The 19,497-nt window shown below is 72.9% G+C and carries 15 protein-coding genes; 9 read left to right on the top strand and 6 right to left on the bottom strand.

Annotated elements, in window-relative coordinates:
• The coding region (locus LE181_RS26335; protein ID WP_225663992.1) for a multifunctional oxoglutarate decarboxylase/oxoglutarate dehydrogenase thiamine pyrophosphate-binding subunit/dihydrolipoyllysine-residue succinyltransferase subunit at positions 1-3,476 on the top strand (3,476 nt) is incomplete at its 5' end.
• Between the two features lie 322 nt (positions 3,477-3,798).
• Positions 3,799-6,645 carry a M4 family metallopeptidase gene (locus LE181_RS26330; protein WP_225663991.1) on the top strand — a complete coding sequence of 949 codons (2,847 nt, stop codon included), beginning with the start codon at positions 3,799-3,801 and terminating at the stop codon, positions 6,643-6,645.
• A gap of 67 nt (positions 6,646-6,712) precedes the next feature.
• On the opposite strand, the gene LE181_RS26325 is transcribed toward LE181_RS26330, so the two are convergent.
• Positions 6,713-7,627 carry a lysozyme gene (locus LE181_RS26325; RefSeq protein ID WP_225663990.1) on the bottom strand — a complete coding sequence of 305 codons (915 nt, stop codon included), beginning with the start codon at positions 7,625-7,627 and terminating at the stop codon, positions 6,713-6,715.
• Positions 7,628-7,850: 223 nt separating this feature from the next.
• Here LE181_RS26325 and LE181_RS26320 point away from each other — a divergent pair, with 223 nt between their 5' ends.
• Complete coding sequence (locus tag LE181_RS26320) at positions 7,851-8,345, top strand: MarR family winged helix-turn-helix transcriptional regulator (protein ID WP_372458504.1); 495 nt, start codon at positions 7,851-7,853, stop codon at positions 8,343-8,345.
• 25 nt (positions 8,346-8,370) lie between these two features.
• Here the strand turns inward: LE181_RS26320 and LE181_RS26315 are convergent, their stop codons facing one another.
• Positions 8,371-9,144 (bottom strand): hypothetical protein, encoded by a 774-nt coding sequence (locus LE181_RS26315; protein ID WP_225663989.1) that lies wholly within the window; start codon positions 9,142-9,144, stop codon positions 8,371-8,373.
• Positions 9,145-9,308: 164 nt separating this feature from the next.
• Between LE181_RS26315 and LE181_RS26310 the strand changes: the two genes are divergently transcribed.
• The 5 genes from LE181_RS26310 to LE181_RS26290 are packed head-to-tail and all read left to right on the top strand — an operon-like array spanning position 9,309 to position 14,781.
• The gene (locus LE181_RS26310; RefSeq protein ID WP_225663988.1) at positions 9,309-11,912 is read left to right on the top strand and encodes a sensor histidine kinase; all 2,604 of its coding nucleotides are present in this window, start codon (positions 9,309-9,311) and stop codon (positions 11,910-11,912) included.
• Positions 11,909-12,457 carry a roadblock/LC7 domain-containing protein gene (locus tag LE181_RS26305; protein WP_225663987.1) on the top strand — a complete coding sequence of 183 codons (549 nt, stop codon included), beginning with the start codon at positions 11,909-11,911 and terminating at the stop codon, positions 12,455-12,457. Before LE181_RS26310 ends, LE181_RS26305 begins: the two co-directional genes overlap by 4 nt.
• Positions 12,454-12,876, top strand: a complete 423-nt coding sequence (locus LE181_RS26300; protein WP_225663986.1) for a DUF742 domain-containing protein — start codon at positions 12,454-12,456, stop codon at positions 12,874-12,876. The genes LE181_RS26305 and LE181_RS26300 overlap by 4 nt, the downstream gene beginning before the upstream one ends.
• A gap of 55 nt (positions 12,877-12,931) precedes the next feature.
• Positions 12,932-13,486 carry a GTP-binding protein gene (locus tag LE181_RS26295; protein ID WP_225663994.1) on the top strand — a complete coding sequence of 185 codons (555 nt, stop codon included), beginning with the start codon at positions 12,932-12,934 and terminating at the stop codon, positions 13,484-13,486.
• A gap of 38 nt (positions 13,487-13,524) precedes the next feature.
• Entirely contained in the window at positions 13,525-14,781 is a 1,257-nt protein-coding gene (locus LE181_RS26290; RefSeq protein WP_225663985.1) for a styrene monooxygenase/indole monooxygenase family protein, read from the top strand.
• A 25-nt stretch (positions 14,782-14,806) separates the two neighbouring features.
• On the opposite strand, the gene LE181_RS26285 is transcribed toward LE181_RS26290, so the two are convergent.
• The 4 genes from LE181_RS26285 to LE181_RS26270 all read right to left on the bottom strand — a co-directional run bounded on the left by LE181_RS26285 (position 14,807) and on the right by LE181_RS26270 (position 18,167).
• On the bottom strand, positions 14,807-15,928 hold the full coding sequence (locus LE181_RS26285; protein ID WP_225663984.1) for a C40 family peptidase: 1,122 nt from the start codon (positions 15,926-15,928) through the stop codon (positions 14,807-14,809).
• 138 nt (positions 15,929-16,066) lie between these two features.
• Complete coding sequence (locus LE181_RS26280) at positions 16,067-16,357, bottom strand: DUF8847 domain-containing protein (RefSeq protein ID WP_225663983.1); 291 nt, start codon at positions 16,355-16,357, stop codon at positions 16,067-16,069.
• A 91-nt stretch (positions 16,358-16,448) separates the two neighbouring features.
• Positions 16,449-17,171 carry a TetR/AcrR family transcriptional regulator gene (locus tag LE181_RS26275; RefSeq protein ID WP_225663982.1) on the bottom strand — a complete coding sequence of 241 codons (723 nt, stop codon included), beginning with the start codon at positions 17,169-17,171 and terminating at the stop codon, positions 16,449-16,451.
• Between the two features lie 60 nt (positions 17,172-17,231).
• Entirely contained in the window at positions 17,232-18,167 is a 936-nt protein-coding gene (locus LE181_RS26270; protein ID WP_225663981.1) for an AurF N-oxygenase family protein, read from the bottom strand.
• Between the two features lie 177 nt (positions 18,168-18,344).
• Here LE181_RS26270 and LE181_RS26265 point away from each other — a divergent pair, with 177 nt between their 5' ends.
• Entirely contained in the window at positions 18,345-19,454 is a 1,110-nt protein-coding gene (locus LE181_RS26265; protein WP_225663980.1) for a ferritin-like domain-containing protein, read from the top strand.
• Positions 19,455-19,497: the final 43 nt, after the last annotated feature.

The following is a 19,497-nucleotide window of genomic DNA, read 5'->3' as shown; positions in this document are numbered from 1 at the left end:
CTCCCGCCGCTCCGGCACCGGCGAAGCCGGCCGCGAAGCCCGCCGCTGCCGCACCGGCCGCCAAGCCGGCCGCGAAGCCCGCCGCCAAGGCCCCGGCCGAGCCGGCCGCCGGCCCGGAGTTCGTCACCCTGCGCGGTCCGTCCGCCGCGGTCGCCAAGAACATGAACGCCTCCCTGGAGCTGCCGACGGCCACGTCCGTCCGCGCGGTCCCGGTGAAGCTGCTGTTCGACCAGCGCATCGTGATCAACAACCACCTGCAGCGCGCCCGCGGTGGCAAGGTCTCCTTCACGCACCTCATCGGCTACGCCATGGTGCAGGCGCTGAAGCTGATGCCGTCCATGAACCACTCCTTCATGGAGAAGGACGGCAAGCCGACCCTCGTCAAGCCCGAGCACGTCAACCTCGGCCTGGCGATCGACCTGGTCAAGCCGAACGGCGACCGCCAGCTCGTGGTCGCGGCCATCAAGAAGGCCGAGACGCTCAACTTCTTCGAGTTCTGGCAGGCGTACGAGGACATCGTCCGCCGCGCCCGCGTCGGCAAGCTGACGATGGACGACTTCACCGGGGTCACCGCGTCGCTGACCAACCCCGGCGGCATCGGCACCGTGCACTCCGTGCCGCGCCTGATGCCCGGCCAGGGCCTCATCATCGGCGTGGGTGCCATGGACTACCCCGCCGAGTTCCAGGGCACCTCGCAGGACGCCCTGAACAAGATGGGCATCTCGAAGGTCATGACCCTGACCTCGACGTACGACCACCGGGTGATCCAGGGTGCCGCCTCCGGCGAGTTCCTGCGGATCATGCACCAGCTGCTGCTGGGCGAGAACGGCTTCTACGACGAGATCTTCGAGGCGCTGCGCATCCCCTACGAGCCGGTCCGCTGGCTCAAGGACATCGACGCCTCGCACGACGACGACGTCACCAAGGCCGCCCGCGTCTTCGAGCTGATCCACTCCTACCGGGTCCGCGGCCACGTCATGGCCGACACCGACCCGCTGGAGTACCGCCAGCGCAAGCACCCCGACCTCGACATCACCGAGCACGGCCTCACCCTGTGGGACCTGGAGCGCGAGTTCGCGGTCGGCGGCTTCGCCGGCAAGTCGATGATGAAGCTGCGCGACATCCTGGGCGTGCTGCGCGACTCGTACTGCCGCACCACCGGCATCGAGTTCATGCACATCCAGGACCCCAAGCAGCGTCGCTGGATCCAGGACCGCGTCGAGCGCCCGCACTCCAAGCCGGAGCGCGAGGAGCAGCTGCGCATCCTGCGCCGCCTGAACGCCGCCGAGGCGTTCGAGACGTTCCTGCAGACGAAGTACGTCGGCCAGAAGCGGTTCTCCCTGGAGGGCGGCGAGTCCGTCATCCCGCTGCTGGACGCCGTGCTGGACGCGGCCGCCGAGGCCCGCCTGGACGAGGCCGTCATCGGCATGGCCCACCGCGGCCGCCTCAACGTCCTCGCCAACATCGTCGGCAAGTCCTACGCGCAGATCTTCCGCGAGTTCGAGGGCAACCTCGACCCGAAGTCGATGCACGGCTCCGGCGACGTGAAGTACCACCTGGGTGCCGAGGGCGTCTTCACCGGCCTGGACGGCGAGCAGATCAACGTCTCGCTGGCCGCCAACCCCTCCCACCTGGAGACGGTCGACCCGGTCGTCGAGGGCATCGCCCGCGCCAAGCAGGACATCATCGGCAAGGCCGGCACGGACTTCACCGTCCTGCCGATCCAGCTGCACGGCGACGCGGCCTTCGCGGGCCAGGGCGTCGTGGCCGAGACCCTGAACATGTCGCAGCTGCGCGGCTACCGCACCGGCGGCACCGTGCACATCGTCATCAACAACCAGGTCGGCTTCACCGCGCCGCCGGAGTCCTCGCGCTCGTCGATGTACTGCACCGACGTCGCCCGGATGATCGAGGCGCCGATCTTCCATGTGAACGGTGACGACCCGGAGGCCGTGGTCCGCGTCGCGCGGCTCGCCTTCGAGTTCCGCCAGGCGTTCAACAAGGACGTCGTCATCGACCTGATCTGCTACCGCCGCCGCGGCCACAACGAGTCCGACAACCCGGGCTTCACCCAGCCGCTGATGTACGACCTGATCGACAAGAAGCGCTCGGTGCGCAAGCTCTACACCGAGTCCCTCATCGGTCGCGGCGACATCACGCTGGAAGAGGCCGAGCAGGCGCTGCAGGACTACCAGGGCCAGCTGGAGAAGGTCTTCATGGAGGTCCGGGAGGCCGACACGGCCCCCGCCGCCGCCGTGGTCCCGGCCCCGCAGGCCGACTTCCCCGTGCACGTGGACACCGCGATCTCCCAGGAGGTCATCAAGCGGATCGCCGAGTCGCAGGTCAACCTGCCCGAGGGCGTCACCGTCCACCCGCGCCTGCTGCCGCAGCTGCAGCGCCGCGCCTCCAGCGTCGAGGACGGCACCATCGACTGGGGCATGGGCGAGACCCTCGCCTTCGGCTCCCTGCTGATGGAGGGCACCCCGGTCCGGCTCGCCGGCCAGGACTCCCGCCGCGGCACCTTCGGCCAGCGCCACGCGGTGCTCGTCGACCGGGAGACCGGCGAGGACTTCACCCCGCTGCTCTACCTCTCCGAGGACCAGGCCCGCTACAACGTCTACGACTCGCTGCTCAGCGAGTACGCGGCGATGGGCTTCGAGTACGGCTACTCCCTGGCCCGCCCGGACGCGCTGGTCATGTGGGAGGCGCAGTTCGGTGACTTCGTCAACGGCGCCCAGAGCATCGTCGACGAGTTCATCTCCTCCTCCGAGCAGAAGTGGAACCAGACCTCTGGTGTCACCCTGCTGCTGCCGCACGGCTACGAGGGCCAGGGCCCGGACCACTCCTCGGCCCGTGTCGAGCGCTTCCTCCAGCTCTGCGCGCAGAACAACATGACGGTCGCCATGCCGACGCTGCCGTCGAACTACTTCCACCTGCTGCGCTGGCAGGTCCACAACCCGCACCACAAGCCGCTCATCGTCTTCACCCCGAAGTCGATGCTGCGTCTGAAGGCCGCGGCGTCGAAGGCGGAGGAGTTCACCACCGGCGGCTTCCGCCCGGTGATCGGCGACGACACCGTGCGTCCCGAGGACGTCCGCAAGGTCGTCTTCTGCGCCGGCAAGGTCTACTACGACCTCATCGCCGAGCGGGACAAGCGCGGCGTGACCGACACCGCCTTCATCCGCCTTGAGCGCCTGTACCCGCTGCCGGGTGCCGAGCTCCAGGCCGAGATCGCCAAGTTCGCGGGCGCCGAGAAGTACATCTGGGCGCAGGAGGAGCCGGCGAACCAGGGTGCGTGGCCGTTCATCGCGCTGAACCTGATCGACCACCTGGACCTGGCCGTGGGTGCCGACGTCCCGGCCCGGGAGCGACTGCGCCGGATCTCCCGGCCGCACTCCTCCTCCCCGGCGGTCGGTTCGGCCAAGCGCCACCAGGCGGAGCAGCAGGCACTGGTCGCCGAGGTCTTCGAAGCCTGACCTCGCGCCGGAGCGCACGGACGACGGGCCGGGCCCCCACCGCACCAGCGGTGGGGGCCCGCCCCGTTGACTTTGGCCACGTTCGGGGCGCGGGGACGCCCGGCGCCGGGCATGCGGGGGAGGGCCGTGGCCGCACACGGCCCCGTCCCGTAGGGCAGAGGCCGAACGGCCCGTCGGGGTTGCCTCCCGCCGGGGCCCGTCGCAGGTCGGCCGAAAGGCGACCCCCGAAACGCGCAAACCATTGATCGGCCCCCACCACGCCTGTTGCATATGCGCCGACCACAGATGTTCCGGCGTTCCGGCAGGTACGGAGGGGGAATCCTTGCGTAAGCCCAGAGCACGTTCAGGAAGATCGACCGCGAAGAGCGGGATAGCAGGGGCGGCGGCGCTGCTGGGCGCGGCCGCCCTCGTCGTGTCCGCGGTGCCCGCGCAGGCCACCGCGGCGCAGAAGGCCGACGGCCCCGCCGAGGTGATTCCGGGGAAGGGAACCTCCACCCCCTCCCTCGTGGACGGCATCCGGGAGGGCGTGAAGGCCGCCGGCAGCCCCGCCGACGCGGCGCGGGGCCACCTCGCGGACAAGAAGGGCCGCTACCGCATCGCCGACCCGGGCCGCGACCTCGCGCCCGTGCAGACCGTCACCAGCGGGCGGTCGGAGACGGTGCGGCTGCAGCAGAAGCACCGTGGCCTCGACGTCCTGGGCGGCCAGTACGTGGTGCGGATGGAGAAGAAGGACGGCAAACGGGTCGTCACCGGCACCTCCGGCGCATACTTCACCGCCCTGAAGACCGACACGAAGGCCGAGGTCGGCGAGGAGCGGGCGGTCCAGCGGGCCGTCGCGGCGACGCTCGCCCGGCTCGGCGGCAAGAAGCTCGGCAAGGGCGACGTCCCCGCCGCCCGGGGCGGCAAGAGCAAGGCGGCCGCGTCGCTGAGCGGCACGGCCCGCGGCCTGGTCGTCCTGCCGAGGGGCGCGGGCGTGCTCACGCACCACGTCACGGTGCGCGGCGCGGACCCCGCGACGGGCCGGCCCGTGCTGCAGGAGGTCTACATCGACGCCAAGGCCGGCTACCCGGTCCTGCAGTACAGCGGGATCAAGACCTTCGGCGCCGACCGGCAGGCGGCCCCGGCCGGGAAGCCGGCCGGGGAGTCCGGCGACGGCAAGGCCCCGGCGGCCGGCGACCGGCACCCCGGGATCGCCGGGTCCGGCGTCAAGTACGACGGCACCACCGTCGAGCTGGGCCTGTACTTCGACACCGCGCGCGGCGAGTACGTCATGCGGGACAGCTCGCGGATGTGGGACTCCAGCAAGAACGTGATCTCCACCTGGGACGCGCGAGGCAAGGACGTCATGGAGGCGTCCGGCCGCTGGCCCGAGGGGATCAAGGAATTCGGTTCCAAGGGGCCGCAGTTCGACAAGGAGGCCACCGAGGCGGGCGCGGTCGACGCGCACTGGGCCGCGGGCAAGGTCTACGACTACTACAAGAAGGTGCACGGCCGCGACAGCCTCGACGGGCGCGGCACGGCCGTCGACTCCCTGGTCGGCGTGACGTACCTGGGCATGCCGTACGTCAACGCCAACTGGGACGGCACCAAGATGGTGTACGGCTCGGGCGACGAGGAGTACAAGACGCTCTCGGCCGACCTGGACGTCGTCGGCCACGAGATGACGCACGGCGTCGTGGAGAACAGCGCGAACCTCGTCTACGCCGGCCAGTCCGGCGCCCTCAACGAGGCCGTCGCCGACTACTTCGGCAACGCCATCGCCGTGGACGCGGCCGGCATCTCCATGGACGACCCGGACGCCGGCCTGCTCGGCGGCGACCTGTGCCGCACCAAGTCGCGGCGCGCCTGCGCGCTGCGCGACCTCAACGACGGCGCGACGACGTCCAAGAACTTCCTGGGCGTCTCCTTCGGCAGCGACAACGGCGGCGTGCACCTGAACTCCACGATCTTCTCGGGCGCCCTGTGGGACATCCGCGAGGACCTCGGCCGCACCCTCGCCGACAAGATCGCCTACAAGGCGCTGACGGAGTACATGACCCCGCTCGACGGCTTCACCGAGGGCCGCAACGCGGTCGTCGCCGCCGCCAAGGCCCTCAAGGTCTCCGCCAAGGACCTGAACACCGTCACGCGGTCCTTCAACGCCCACGGCATCGTGCCCAACTGGGAGCAGGCCCTCGGCGTCGACACCGACCTGCTCATGGGCAGGCTGAACACCGCCTCGACGGGCGTGGGCGCGGGCGGCGGCTGGTGGACCGCCTCCAGGTCCAACGACGACGGCACCGAGGCGTACTCGGTCTACGCCGGCCGCACGGACGGCAAGGGCAGTCCCCGGCTCATGAGCCCCAACGACGGGCGCTACCACGTCGAGCCCGCCACCGACGGCAAAACCGTGGTGTGGCTGGCCTACGGGCCCTCGGGCACGGACGTCCTGTCGCGGCCGCTGGCCGGCGGCCCGGTGAAGAAGCTGTACGGCACCCCGGACGACATCCGCGGCCTGGGCGTCGAGGGCACGGTCGTGGTCTTCGAGGTGATGGACTCGCTCGGCGGACGCCACGCGGCCTACCTGCGGGCGGGCGACAAGCAGCCGTCCTGGGTGGACGAGCGCCGCGAGGACACCGCCACGGCCCGTCCGTCCCTGCACGGGGGCCGGATCGCCTACGCCAAGAGCTACCCCGAGGGCGACACGTACCGGACGGGCGTGGAGGTCCTGGACCTGGGGAGCGGCCGGAAGACGCTGATGAACCAGCTCGGTGCCCCCGAGGGCATCGGCGCGACGGCCATCACCGGCAAGCACGTCTACTGGCTCGCCGACGAGGTCGTCGACGACGGCCAGGTGGCGGTGCGGCGCGCCGGCCTCGACGGCACCGGCACGACGGACATCAGCAAGGAGAAGGGCGAGGGCGCGCTGTTCGCCTCCGGTCTGACGGCCTCCGACGAGGCGGTGACCGTCACCGCGCAGCTGCCGGACCCCGCCTACCACAACGAGACGATGGCCAAGCTGTGGCAGTTCGGCACGGACGCGGCCCCCGCCCGGGTCCGGGTCTCCTGCAACCGCGGCGAGCAGGACTCCGCTGCGGCGGCGGGCGGGAGGCAGGTGGTGTGGATCGACGGCACCACCGGCTCCACCGACCTGGTGACCCGCACCCGCCCCGCGGGCCGGTGCGGCTGACGACGCCCCTTCAGCAGGAGGGCCCCCGGCGCCGACGTGCCGGGGGCCCTTCGCCGTCGGGTGCCGGTCAGCCGTAGGCGAGGGCCTTCAGCCGGCTGAGCGAGCCGTTGAAGCGGTTGTGGTCGCCCACCGTCGGGCCGGTGTCGGTGTACTGCCAGAAGGTGTAGAAGTCCCAGCCCTTCGGGAGCTCACCGGAGGAGGAGCCGTAGCGCGGCACCCACAGCGGGTTGTACCTGGCGAAGCCGCCGTAGTTGCCGGTGCACTTCTTCCACCAGGTGGCCGAGGTGTAGATGACCGCGTCGCGCCCGGTGTGGCCCCGGTAGGTGTCCAGGAAGTCGGCGATCCAGTCGATCATCCGCTCCGTGCCCAGGCCGTAGCAGGTGGAGCCGTAGGGGTTGTACTCCATGTCGAGCACGCCCGGCAGCGTCCAGCCGTCGTCCGTCCAGCCGCCGCCGTGGTCGACGAAGTAGTCGGCCTGGGTGGCCCCGCTGGAGTTGGACGGCAGCGCGAAGTGGTACGCGCCCCGGATCATGCCCGCGTCGTACGGGCCGTTGTACTGCTGCGCGAAGTAGGGGTTGGTGTAGCTGGTCCCCTCGGTGGCCTTGGTGTAGGCGAATCTGGCGCCGCTGTTCCACAGCTTCGACCAGGAGACGTTGCCGTTGTGGCTGCTGACGTCGACGCCTTCGACGGAGGCGCCCAGCTTGGGGCCGGCCGGGGAGAGGTCGGGCAGTGCGGGACCGGAGGACGGGAAGCCGGGCAGGGAGGTGCCCTTGGCGGCCAGGCCGCGTTCGGCCTCGTGGGCGCGGACGGTGGAGCCCATCCAGTCGCGCTCGGGGTGGCTGGGACGTCTGTTGTTGCCGGGTTCGGCGCCGGCCGTTCCGGCGAGCGCGAGGATCAGGGCGAGTGCGGTGAGCAGGGAGAGGAAGGTGGCCGCCGTCGTGGGGGGATGCGGGCGACCCGGGCCGAAGTGCTGCTCGGGCATGACGTGCCTCCGAGGCCATGGTGGGGGGAGCGTGCGGGAGGTTCGGTGGTCACCGCATTGGTATGACCATGTCATTTATCAAGTTATGGGGGGAGACGCGGCCCGCGATAGGGACCCGGGGTGCTGCCGTTGGTCTAATCCTGCGAAATACTGACGGAGCTGCGGCTACCCGCCGCAACCCGCGGAATCTTTCAGCGGCTGAAAGAGCAGGAGAGGGCCCGACGTGCACGAGACCAGTAACCCGCCTCGCGAGGAGGGCGGTCCGCGCGCAGGCGACGGCGGCTGCGTGGACGCCGCCTTCCTCGCCCTGGAGCGCGAGCTGGCCGTCTTCCTGCGCCGCGCCCGGGCCTCCTCGGGCGAACTGGCCCGCGAGGTCCACCCCGACCTGGAGCCGGCCGCCTACGGACTGCTCGTCAGGCTGGAGGAGGCCGGCCAGCAGCGGGCCACCGACCTGGCCGCCTACTTCGGCGTCGGCAAGGCGACCATGAGCCGCCAGCTGCGCGCCCTCTGTGAACTCGGCCTGGTCAGCCGCGACCCCGACCCCGCCGACGGCCGGGCCTCGCTCATCCAGATCACCGAGGAGGGCCGCGTCCGCTTCACCCGGGTGCGCGACGCCCGCCGCGCGCAGTACATGAGCAAGCTCGCCGGCTGGGACCGCACCGAGGTCGCCGAACTGGCCCGCCTGCTCCACCAGCTCAACGAGCGCGCGGAGTCCTGATCCGGGCCGCCGCCGCCCGTGGGGTCTACAGCTCGGCATAGACGGCCGCCGCGTCGTCGTGCGGTTTGCCGCGCCGGAAGGCCAGCCCGTACGGGTCCGCCCGCTCCGCCTGCCGCACCCGGTCGATCAGGGCCTGCGGCCCCTCCTTCGCCAGGAGCGCGAAGCACTGCGCCCATCCGCCCTCCCCGAACACCTCGACCCAGCGGGACGCGCCGTCGCTGAGCGCGGCCAGCGCGCGCACCCGTGCGCGCGCCGTGCGGCCCGTGACCGCGCGCCCGGCCACGGCCGGGTCGGCGGCGGCCGTGAAGAAGCCCCCCTCGGCGTTGCGCTGGGCGTCCGTCACCGGGCCCCGCGCCGCCAGGCGGGCGATCCGTTCGTCCAGTACGGCCGACACCGTGCCGTCCGCGGCCTCGATCAGCAGGGCGGAGTCCGACAGCACCAGGTGCTCCACCACCGACGCGCCCCAGCGCGCCACCACCACCGTCGCCTGCGGGGTGAGACGGTGCGTCAGATCGCAGGTGCCCCGGTGAGCGTCGGCCGTCCGGGCGATCGCGGCGGCCAGGCACTGCTGCAGCGTCAGATCGCGCTCCGTGGACGCCAGTTCGAGCAGGGCCCCGCCGAGCCGCGCCGTGAACCACGGCACCCCGTGCGCACAGCCGGTCCCCCCGTCCACCGGCGGGGTCACGCCGTCCAGCAGGACCAGGACACCGCCCTCCCCCGAGGCGGGCAGGGCGACGGATGCGAAGTCCTCGTTCGGGCGCCCCGGATCCCCGGGCTGAGCGGCCAGTTCGATACGCATGCGGCCAGTGTGCCGGATGCCCGAATTTCCGCGGCGGTTGACGCGCATCCTTCCGGCATGCCGGGCGGTTTACCTGATGGAGCACTTGCCGGGGGAATGCGGTGGGTGCCACCAGCCAGGGGCCACCAGGGTGGGGCACGGACGACAGCAGATTGCGAGCACCGGTGCGGAAGAAGCAGCTTCGCGGCGGCCAGCGCGACCAGCAGAGCACGGCGGTGCCGGAGCGCACCGCCCGCGTGCGCAACCGCCTCATCGCCTCCGTCGCCGTCGCCTCCCTCGCGGCCCTCGGCGCGAGCGCCTTCGGCATCGCCGACGCCATACGCGACCTGGGCGACTCCCGGCGCCTGGCCGCCCTCGCCCGGACCGGCAGCGCCTCCGTCGCCCTCGCCCACTCCCTCGCCGACGAACGCGACGCCATGACCGAGTACGTGGCCGGCGGCCGCGGCGGCGCGCCCTCCTTCGCCGGCGGCGTATCCGAGGACCAGCGCTCCCGCGTCGACCGGCAGATCCAGGAGTTCCGCGCGGCGGCCCCCGCCCCGCTGCGCCGCCGCCTCGACGCCCTGCCCGAGGTCCGCCGCCGCGCCCTGGCCGGGCCCGGCGACGCCCTCGCCGCCTTCGGCGCGTACACCACCACCGTCCAGGCCCTGCACGCCACCGCCGCCGGCCTCACCCACCGGCTGCCCTCCCGCGCCCAGTCCGGCGAGGCGGTCGCCCTGCCCGCCCTCGGCCGCGCCGTCGAGGCGGCGTCCGCCACCCGCGGCCTGCTCCTGGCCGCACTGGCCGCCCGCGGCACCCAGCCACAGCTCGCCCTGACGGCCCAGCAGACGGACGTGCGGGAGCGGGCCGCGCTCGCCGACTTCCGCCAGCTCGCCCCCGCCGGCCTGCGCGAGGAGTACGCCCGCACCGTCAGCGGCCCGCAGGTCACCGCGGCCGAGGCCCGGCTGGCCCGGCTCGCCGCCCGGCCGCAGCCCACGGCCGCCGAGACCGAGCGGCCCGGTCCCGTCCGCGCCGAGCTGACCGCCCGCATCGACCAGCTGCGCGGCCTCGAATCCGGGCTCGCCACCGAGGAGATGGCCCGCCTGGCGGGCCTGCGCGCCCACGACGTCACCGCCCTGGAGGTCCGCGCCGCGCTCGCCGCCCTGGCCTTCCTCCTCGTGCTCGGCACCGGCGTGCAGACCGCCCGCTCCATGACCCGGCCGCTCGCCGCCCTGCGGCTGGGCGCCCGCCGCGTGTGCGCCGACCCGCTGGCCAAGGAGCCGGTCTCCTTCCACGGCCGGGACGACGAATTCGCCGAGGTCGCCCGCTCCGTCAACGTGCTGCACGGCACCGTCGTCCGGCTGCGCGAGCGCATCTCCCTGCTGGAGGGCGAGCGCAACCGCCTCGACGTGGCCCGGCAGGACCTCGCCGACGAGCGCGACGCGCTGCGCGGCAGGTTCCAGGAGCTCACCGAGCACATGGCCGGCCTCTCCGGGCGGGTGCACGCCACCTACGTCAGCCTCTCGCGGCGCACGCTCGGCCTCGTCGAGCAGCAGCTGACCGTCATCGAGTCCATGGAGGCCCACGAGGCGGACCCCGACCGCCTCGCCGTGCTCTTCAAGCTCGACCACCTCGCCACCCGCATGCGGCGCCACAACGAGAACCTCCTCGCCCTCGCCGGATCCGAGGGCGGCGGCGGCCACGCCGGCCCCGTCCCCCTGCTGGACGTCCTGCGGGCCGCCGTCAGCGAGATCGAGCGTTACGAACGGGTGCGCATCCACTCCCTGCCCGCACGGGCGCAACTCCTGGGCCCCGCCGCCGACGGCGTCAGCCACCTGGTCGCCGAGCTGCTGGAGAACGCCACGGCCTTCTCCCCGCCGGACGTCCAGGTCCAGGTCTCCGGCTGGCTGCTGGAGAACGGCGAGGTCATGCTCTCCATCCAGGACGAGGGCATCGGCATGGCCCCCGAGCGCCTGGACGAGCTCAACGCCCTGCTCGCCGAGGCCGACCCCGACCCCCAGCGCACCAGGAGCGGAGAGCGGGGCGAGCCCGTGATGGGCCTCGGCCTGTACGTGGTGGCGCGCATCGCCGCACGGCACGGCGTACGGGTCCAGCTGCGCGAGCAGCGGCCGGGCGGCATCACCGCCGTCGTGGTGCTGCCCGGGCACCTGCTGCCCGCCGAGCCCCCGGCCGTCAGCGACCCCGCCACCGCCCCCCCGGTCCCGGGCGCGGCACGCACCGCACCCCAGGGCGACCTGCCCGGAGCGGTCGCCGAGGTCAACTCCCACCACCTGCCCGGTCGTTCCCCGCACGTCGCGGCGCCGGTGCCCGGGCCGCGGCGGCACGCCCCCTGGGTGGGCATGGACGACCGGACCATCGAGCTGACGACGGTGCGCCGGCCCGCCCCGGACCAGGGCCTGCCCCCCTCGCCCGCCGGCCGCCACGGCCGCCAGGCCCCGCCGCCGCCCCGCACCCCGCGCGCCGAACCCCTGCGCCCGGAGGTGCTGCGGCCGGAGCCGCGGCCCCGGGCCGGCCGGGCCGCCGAGCCCGCCCCCGGCGCGGGCCTGCCCCGGCGGACCCCGCGGGTCGTGGCGCAGAAGCCGGTGCCGCTGAGCGTGCGCCAGGGAGTGGACGCCGAGGCACTGCGCCGCAAGCTCGCCGGCTTCCAGCAGGGGGCCCGGGAGGGACGCCGCGACGCCGAGGCGGAGGTGACGGGGCTTGATCGTGGTACGGAACGGAACCGAGCAGGGGCGCCGGACGAGGGCGGCACTGTCGAGGAGGCACGCGGTTGACTGCATTTTCCCAGGGGGCGACGCCGGTGACCCACGTCGGCCCCACCGGTGTCACGGCCTTCGGGGTGAGCGAGGAGGCCCGCAACCTGCACTGGTTGCTGACCGATCTGGTCGAGGAGGTGCCGGGCGTGCTGTCCGTCGCCGTCGTCTCCTCCGACGGGCTGCTGCTCCTGTCGTCGTCCCCCGAACACTCCCGGCCACCCGGGGTCCCGGGCCTGCCCTCCGCCGACGGGCCGGGGGCGGAGGGCCCGCGCGGCTCCACCGCCGACCTCGCCACGATCGTCGCCGGGCTGGGCAGCCTGACCACCGGCGCGGCCACGCTCATGGACGGCGGCGCCGTCAAGCAGACGATGGTCGCGATGGACGGCGGCGGCCTGTTCGTCATGACCATCAGCGACGGCTCCCTGCTGGGCGTCCACACCGCGCCCGACTGCGACATGAGCGTCGTCGCCTACCACATGGCACTGTTCGTGGGCCGGGCCGGACACGTCCTGACCCCCGAACTCCGCCGCGAGCTCCGTCAGTCGGTGGAGGCCGTCGGATGAGTGCCGCCGCCCGGGAGCTGTGCGCTCCCGCCGGCCCCGCGCCGGCCCTGCGGACCGCGCGCGTACGCCCGTACTCGGTCACCGGCGGGCGCACCCGCCTCGGGCACCTGCTGCTCGTGGAGACCTTCGTGGCGGCGGCCCCCGCCGGCGAGTGCGGCCCGCCGCCCGATCCGGCACCCGCCGGCGGGATGGCCTCCCGGCTGCTGCCCGAGGTCCGCGCCATCGTCGGGCTCTGCCGCCGGCTGCGGTCGGTCGCGGAGGTCGCCGCCCTGCTGAAGATGCCCCTGGGCGTCGTGCGGGTGCTCCTCGGCGACCTCGCGGACCAGGGAAGGATCCGCGTCTACGGCAGCGGGCACGCCGGCGGGCGGCCCGACCGTGCGCTGCTCGAAAGGGTGCTGAGTGGACTTCGCAGACTCTGACGCGACGGGGGACCGGGATCCCTCGGCCGGCCGGGCGCCGTGCTGGCAGACGGACCTGACCCGGGCCCCCGCCGCCACGAAGATCGTCATCGCCGGGGGCTTCGGCGTCGGCAAGACCACCTTCGTCGGCTCGGTCTCCGAGATCACCCCGCTGCGCACCGAGGCCGTCATGACGGCCGCCGGGCAGGACACGGACGACCCCGCCGCCGTCCCCGCCAAGGCGACGACCACCGTCGCCATGGACTTCGGACGCATCACCCTCGACGCCGACCTGGTGCTCTACCTCTTCGGTACCCCCGGCCAGCAGCGGTTCTGGTTCATGTGGGACGACGTGGTGCGCGGCGCCATCGGCGCGGTCGTCATGGTCGACACCCGGCGGCTGGCCGACTGCTTCCCCGCCCTCGACTACTTCGAGAGCGGCGGCCTGCCCTATGTCGTGGCCGTCAACCACTTCGAGGGCACGCCCCGCCACGAGGCCCGGGCCGTGCGCGAGGCGCTCGCCCTGGCCCCGGACGTACCGGTCGTGACCATGGACGCCCGGCAGCGGATCACCGTCGTCGACACGCTGCTGACCCTCGTCGGCCGGGCCCTCGACGTCAACCCCGCCTGACCCCCTGCCTGACCACCGAGCGGAGGCGAGCACACCCCGTGCGACGGATTCTCATAGTCGGAGCCGGCCAGTCCGGACTCCAGCTGGCCCTGGGGCTGCAGGGCAAGGGGTACGACGTGACGGTCATGTCCAACCGGACGGCCGAGGAGATCCGCTCCGGGCGGGTCATGTCCACTCAGATCATGTTCCGCACGGCCCTGCGCTACGAGCGCGAGCTGGGCCTGAACTTCTGGGAGGGCCTCGCCCCGCGCGTCGAGGGCCTCGGCGTCTCCGTGGCCGGCACCGTGCCCGGAGTGCCGGGGGTGCAACGCCTGGTCGACTGGGTCGGACGGCTCGACGGCTACGCCCAGTCCGTCGACCAGCGGGTCAAGATGGCCGGCTGGCTGGACACCTTCGCCGAGCGCGGCGGCCGGCTCGTCGTCCACGGCGCGGCCGTCTCCGACCTCGACTTCCTGGCGCACCGCTACGACCTGGTGCTGGTCGCCGCGGGCAAGGGCGAACTGGTGTCGCTCTTCGCCCGGGACCCCGCCCGCTCCCCGTACTCCGCCCCGCAGCGCTCCCTCGCCCTCGCCTACGTCCACGGCCTGGGGCCCCGCGCCGAGCACCCGGAGTACGACGCCGCCCGCTGCAACCTCGTGCCCGGCGTGGGCGAGCTGTGGGTCATCCCCACGCTCACCACCTCCGGCCGCGCCGACATCCTCTTCTGGGAGGGCGTGCCCGGCGGCCCCCTCGACGTCTTCCACGACGTCGACGGCCCCGGCGCGCACCTGGCCCGCACCCTGGAGCTGCTGGAGCGGTTCGTGCCCTGGGAGTACGGGCGCGCCACCGCGGTCGAGCTGACCGACGCCCGCGCCACCCTGGCCGGGCGCTACGCCCCCACCGTCCGCGACCCCGTCGGCCGGCTGCCCTCCGGCGGGCTGGTCCTCGGCGTCGCCGACGCCGTCGTCGTCAACGACCCGCTGACCGGGCAGGGCTCCAACTCGGCCGCCAAGTGCGCGGCGTCCTACCTCGCCTCGATCGTGGAGCGGGGCGAGGAGCCCTTCGACGCGGACTGGATGCGGACGGCCTTCGAGCGGTACTGGACGTCGGCCCGGCACGTCACCCGGTGGACCAACGCCATGCTGGCGCCGCAGGCCGGGCACGTGCGCAGCCTGCTCGGGGCGGCGGGCGGCCTGCAGCGCGTCGCCGACCGCTTCGCCAACGGCTTCGACGACCCGTCGGACTTCGAGGACTACTTCTTCGAGGCGGCGAAGGCCGAGGCGTACGTGGCGGAGGCGCTGGCGGCCGCGGGGTGAGGACCCCGCGGCCGCCCGGCCCGCGTCAGCCGGCGGGCGGTACCGGCGGTGTGTAGGAGTCCATCGGCGCCTGGTCCGCGTCCGGGCGGACCGCGCCCAGCAGCGGGTTGGCGGCGATGGGGGAGATCTTGACGACGTCGCCGGTCCGGGGGGCCTGGACCACCTGCCCGTTGCCGATGTAGAGGGCCACGTGCGTGGCGCCCTCGAAGTACAGGACGAGGTCGCCGGGGCGCAGCCGGTTCAGCGGCACCCTGGGCAGCGACTTCCACTGCTCCTGGCTGGTGCGGGGGATGGCGCCGCCCGCCCGCGCCCACGCCTGGGAGGTCAGCCCGGAGCAGTCGAAGGAGTCCGGGCCCGTCGCGCCCCACACGTAGGGCTTGCCGACCTGCTGGAAGGCGTACTCCAGGGCCTTGCTGCCCGCTCTGGACGGCGCCTGGGCGGCGCCGAGCGCGCGCGGGCCGAGCGCACCGGAGGCGAGCAGCTTGCGCTGGGCTTCGCTTATGCCGCGCTGCTCCAGCGTGCGCAGCTCGGCGAGCTGGGACGGGGACAGCGAGGCCAGCAGCCGCTCGACCTCGGCCAGCTTCCGCTTGACCGCGTCCTGCTGCTTCTTCTGTTCGGCGGCCAGGGTCAGCTGGTCGTTGAGCGCCTGGCGGGCCCGCTGGGCGAGGCCGGCGGCCCGCTGCTCACCGCTGGAGAGGCGGTCCACGGTGGACGCCCGGCGGCCGGCCGCCCGCCGGATCTCGTGGCTGCGGTCCAGGGCCTGCTGGGGGTCGGCGCTGAGCAGGAACTCCATGTAGGGGGAGAGGGAGCTGCCGCGGCTGCCGCGGTACTGCTCCCGGGCGAGCCGGCCGGCGTCGTTGCGGCTGTCGGTCAGCGCGATGCGGGCGTCGGCGAGTTCGTCGGTGAGCCGCTCGACCTCGGCGCGCTGCTTCTTCAGCTTCTCCTCGGTCGCGTTGTAGGTCTCGCTGGCCTCCTCGGCCTCCCGGTAGAGCGTCTGGAGCCGGTTCAGCAGCGCACTGACCGGCTGGTCCGGCGGGGCGGCGGGTGCGGCGGGCGCCGCGCCCGCCGGCGGCGGGGGTACGGCGGCGAACGCGGTGCCCGCCACGAGCGCCGCCGTGCACACCGTGCGCACGAACCGTCCTGACACAGGGTCACCTCCGTTGGCAGGCATGATCACGCCCTTCTGGAGGATCGTGCCATGCGCAGTATTACTAACAGGGGCGCTGCGGGCGAAACCGCCTAATCTGATTTACTCTCCGTTGACGGTTCGTCACTCACGTGGCGGCTAGGACGCCGGGGGCTGCTGCGGCGGACGGGTCCAGGGCCAGCGCAGACCGCCGTCGCCTCCGGTGCCCTCGCGGTCGTAGAGGTACTTCCACCCCTTCGGCAGCCCGAGCCGGCGCGTGGTGGCCGCCGGGACGCGCCGGTAGACGTACACGGTCGGCGCTCCGCCCTCCTCGACGGCCGGCACGGGGACCTTGTACGTCTTGGGCGGCAGCCCGTTCACGCCCACGAGCACGGGCAGCACGCGCCCGTCCAGCGGGCCGCCCTCGAAGGGCGTCTCTTCGCTTCTCACGCCGCCCAGTCTCCGTCAGCGGCGCCCCGCCTCCGGTAGCAGGGGCCGCGGAGGCCCTCCGGGTCACTCGGATACCGCCGCCGGGGCGGGGTCACAGCAGGTGCCGGGCCTCCGCGACGACCGGCGCCACCCGGCGGGCCAGCTCGCCCACCGGCCCGTCGCCCGGCTCCATGGCCAGCGCGGCCCGGGTGACCGAGGCCGTCTGCGGGTCGCTCGCCGCCGTGGCCGTCAGCAGGGCCACGAAGTGGTCGACCAGCCAGTCGCGCAGCTCCGGCAGGGGCGGCTGCTTCTCCTCGTCCAGCCAGATCAGGGACGCCGCCTCGACGGCCGTTATCCACGTGCGCACCATCATGCGCAGCCGTACCCCCGGGTCGGGCACCGCCAGGTGCTTGAGGATCTGGCCCGCGGCGGCCCTGCGCACCTCGTCGACGATGGCGCCCGTGCGGGAGGTCTCCGCGACGCTGCCGCCCTGCAGCAGCGCGCTGAAGCCGGCGTCGTGCTCGTCGACGAAGGCGAGGTAGCGGTCGAGCGCGGCGGCGAGCCGGCCGGTGAGGGGGCCGGTCTGCGGCTCCGCGAAGCACAGCTCCAGGTCGTCGGCCGCGCTGCGCAGGGCGGCCTCGTACAACTGCGGCTTTCCGCCGGGGAAGTAGCGGTAGACCAGCGGCCGGGAGACCTCGGCGGCGGCCGCGACGTCGTCGAGGGAGACGTCCTCGGGCGCGCGGTGCGCGAAGAGGCCGAGCGCCGCGGCGATCAGCTGGGCGCGGCGCTCGGGGACGCTGAGCCTGCGGTAGGAGGCGGTTCCGCTGCCGGTCATGCACGGCAGGGTAACGGGCCGCCCCGCGGCCCCGGAGCCCCGCCGGGTGCCCGGAGGCCCTCAGGCCAGCAGGCCCGAGCTCTTCCACAGCCGCCGGCCCACGCCCCGCAGCACCCCGATCTCGTCGAGGAAGTCCGTGAGGCGGCGGGCGCCCGTCTGCATCACCTCGCGGCGATGGGCGCTGGCTCTGACCTGGGCGACGGCCTCGCGGCGGTCCAGGCCGACGTTGGTGTAGACCTGCGGGTTGACGAACGCGACGGAGAAGACGCGGGCCGCCTCGCCCGCGCTGACGCGCGTCAGCGCGGCCTCCCAGCGCGGACAGGAGGCCATCTGGCGCCGCAACTCCTCGCGGGCGTAGCGCACGTGACGCGCCTCCTCCACGACGTGGATGCGGGTGACGCCGCGGACGAGGGGCTGGACGCGCTCGTCGGGGAAGGTCAGCCGCTGCATGTGGTCGAGGATCTCCTCGCCGAGGAGGGTGCAGGCGAAGGAGCCCGGCGTGGTCGAGACGGTCTTCAGGACCCGGGCCAGGTTGTGGTGGAGCCGGCCGACGGGGTAGGCGGGGGCGCCGCCCTTCTCGATCATGCGGGCGAACATCGTCGAGTGGCGGCACTCGTCCGCGATCTCGGTGAGCGCGTAGCGGACGTGCGCGCTGGTGACGGGCTTGTCGTAGACGTGCCGGACCAGCAGCTGCATCAGGATGATCTCGAACCAGATGCCCAGCGAGGCGAGCGCGGCCGCCTCGTGCCGGGCGAGCTCCATGCGCTGCTCCTGCGGCATCCGCCGCCACAGCGGGGTCCCGTAGAGGGAGACCAGCTCCGGGGGCCAGTACCACTTGCCGGGCTCGGGGGGTGCGGCCCAGTCGAGCTCGGTGTCGGGGTCGAAGGAGTGCTTCGCGGAGGCGTCGAGCAGGCGCTCGGCGACGTGCTCGCGGTCCTTGAGCGGACCCAGCGCGTCCTGGAGCCGGAGCAGGTGTCCATCGGGCGTGGTCGTCATGGCCGGTTCCACCTCATGTTCGAGTTACCCCAGGTAAGTTCTTATGAGACCGCTTGTCAGCAAGGGGCGTCAAGCCCTGCCGCACCGCACCCTCCGGGTGATTGACCCCGCGACAAAACCCGTGTGAGCCTGCCGATGACCCACGCGCGCCACGCCGGCAAGCGACAGGAGACGTCCATGACGACCCGTGAGCTCTACGTACAGGACCCCGGCAGCCCCACCTGGGAGGTGCCCGCGACCGGCGCCGCCCGCTTCGCCTGGGACTACGACGACGGCCGCGAACGGCTCCTCGCCCTCTACCGCAAGGGCAAGGACAAGCAGTGGGACGCCGCCAAGCGCATCGACTGGGACCAGGAGGTCGACCCCTACGACCCCCTCGGCGTGCCCGACGAGAACCTCGTCATCCACGGCACCCCGTACTGGACGAAGATGAGCGAGGCCGACAAGCGCGAGCTGCGCCGCCACTACGCCTCCTGGCAGTTCAGCCAGTTCCTGCACGGGGAACAGGGGGCGCTGGTCTGCGCGAGCCGCATCGTGGAGTCCGTGCCGGACCTGGACGCGAAGTTCTACTCCGCCACCCAGGCCATGGACGAGGCGCGGCACGTGGAAATCTACAGCCGGTTCCTGCACGAGAAGATCGGAATGCTCTATCCGGCCAACACCAGTCTGCAGTCGCTGCTGGACGACACCTTGCGCGACTCCCGCTGGGACATGCCCTACCTCGGTATGCAGGTATTGATCGAGGGCCTTGCCCTCGCCGCCTTCGGAATGCTGCGGGATTCGACGGAAAAATTCCTTCCGAAGCAGATCCTTGCCTATGTCATGCAGGACGAGGCACGCCACGTCGCTTTCGGCCGGATGGCGTTGCGGGACTACTACAAACAGCTCTCCGACGCCGAACTGCGCGAGCGCGAGGAGTTCGTGATCGAGGGCTGCTACCTGATGCGCGACCGGCTGCGCGGCGAGGAGGTGCTGACCGGCTTCGGCATCCCGGCCGCCGAGGCCGCCCGGCTCAGCGAGCGCTCCGAGTACCTGCAGATCTTCCGGAAGTTGCTCTTCAGCCGCATTGTGCCGTGTGTGCGGGACATCGGCCTGTGGGGCGAAAGGCTCCAGCGGGCCTACGCGGACATGGGGGTGTTCGAGATGGGTGATGCGAATCTCGATCAACTCATGGCGCAGGACGAGGAGATCGCCGAGGAGATCGACGCCCGCCGATTCGCGGCGGAAGAGGCCGCACGCAAGGAGGAGATCGCCTCCGCGATCGCCGAAGCGGTCGCGGAAGAGTAACAGTAGTGCGCTAATCCGGGACTTTACATGGACCGGGTGGGTG

Origin of the sequence: Streptomyces sichuanensis (genome assembly GCF_020328095.1) — a bacterium.
GTDB lineage: Bacteria > Actinomycetota > Actinomycetes > Streptomycetales > Streptomycetaceae > Streptomyces > Streptomyces cinnamoneus.
Note: the sequence above shows the minus strand (reverse complement) of the source record. Positions and strands in the feature narration are given on the sequence as shown.

Excerpts from the sequence above, each read along its gene's own strand:
- LE181_RS26265 (WP_225663980.1), top strand. The coding sequence starts at position 18,345 with ATGACGACCCGTGAGCTCTACGTACAGGACCCCGGCAGCCCCACCTGG.
- LE181_RS26315 (WP_225663989.1), bottom strand. The coding sequence starts at position 9,144 with ATGCGTATCGAACTGGCCGCTCAGCCCGGGGATCCGGGGCGCCCGAAC.
- LE181_RS26325 (WP_225663990.1), bottom strand. The coding sequence starts at position 7,627 with ATGCCCGAGCAGCACTTCGGCCCGGGTCGCCCGCATCCCCCCACGACG.
- LE181_RS26270 (WP_225663981.1), bottom strand. The coding sequence starts at position 18,167 with ATGACGACCACGCCCGATGGACACCTGCTCCGGCTCCAGGACGCGCTG.
- LE181_RS26300 (WP_225663986.1), top strand. The coding sequence starts at position 12,454 with ATGAGTGCCGCCGCCCGGGAGCTGTGCGCTCCCGCCGGCCCCGCGCCG.
- LE181_RS26275 (WP_225663982.1), bottom strand. The coding sequence starts at position 17,171 with ATGACCGGCAGCGGAACCGCCTCCTACCGCAGGCTCAGCGTCCCCGAG.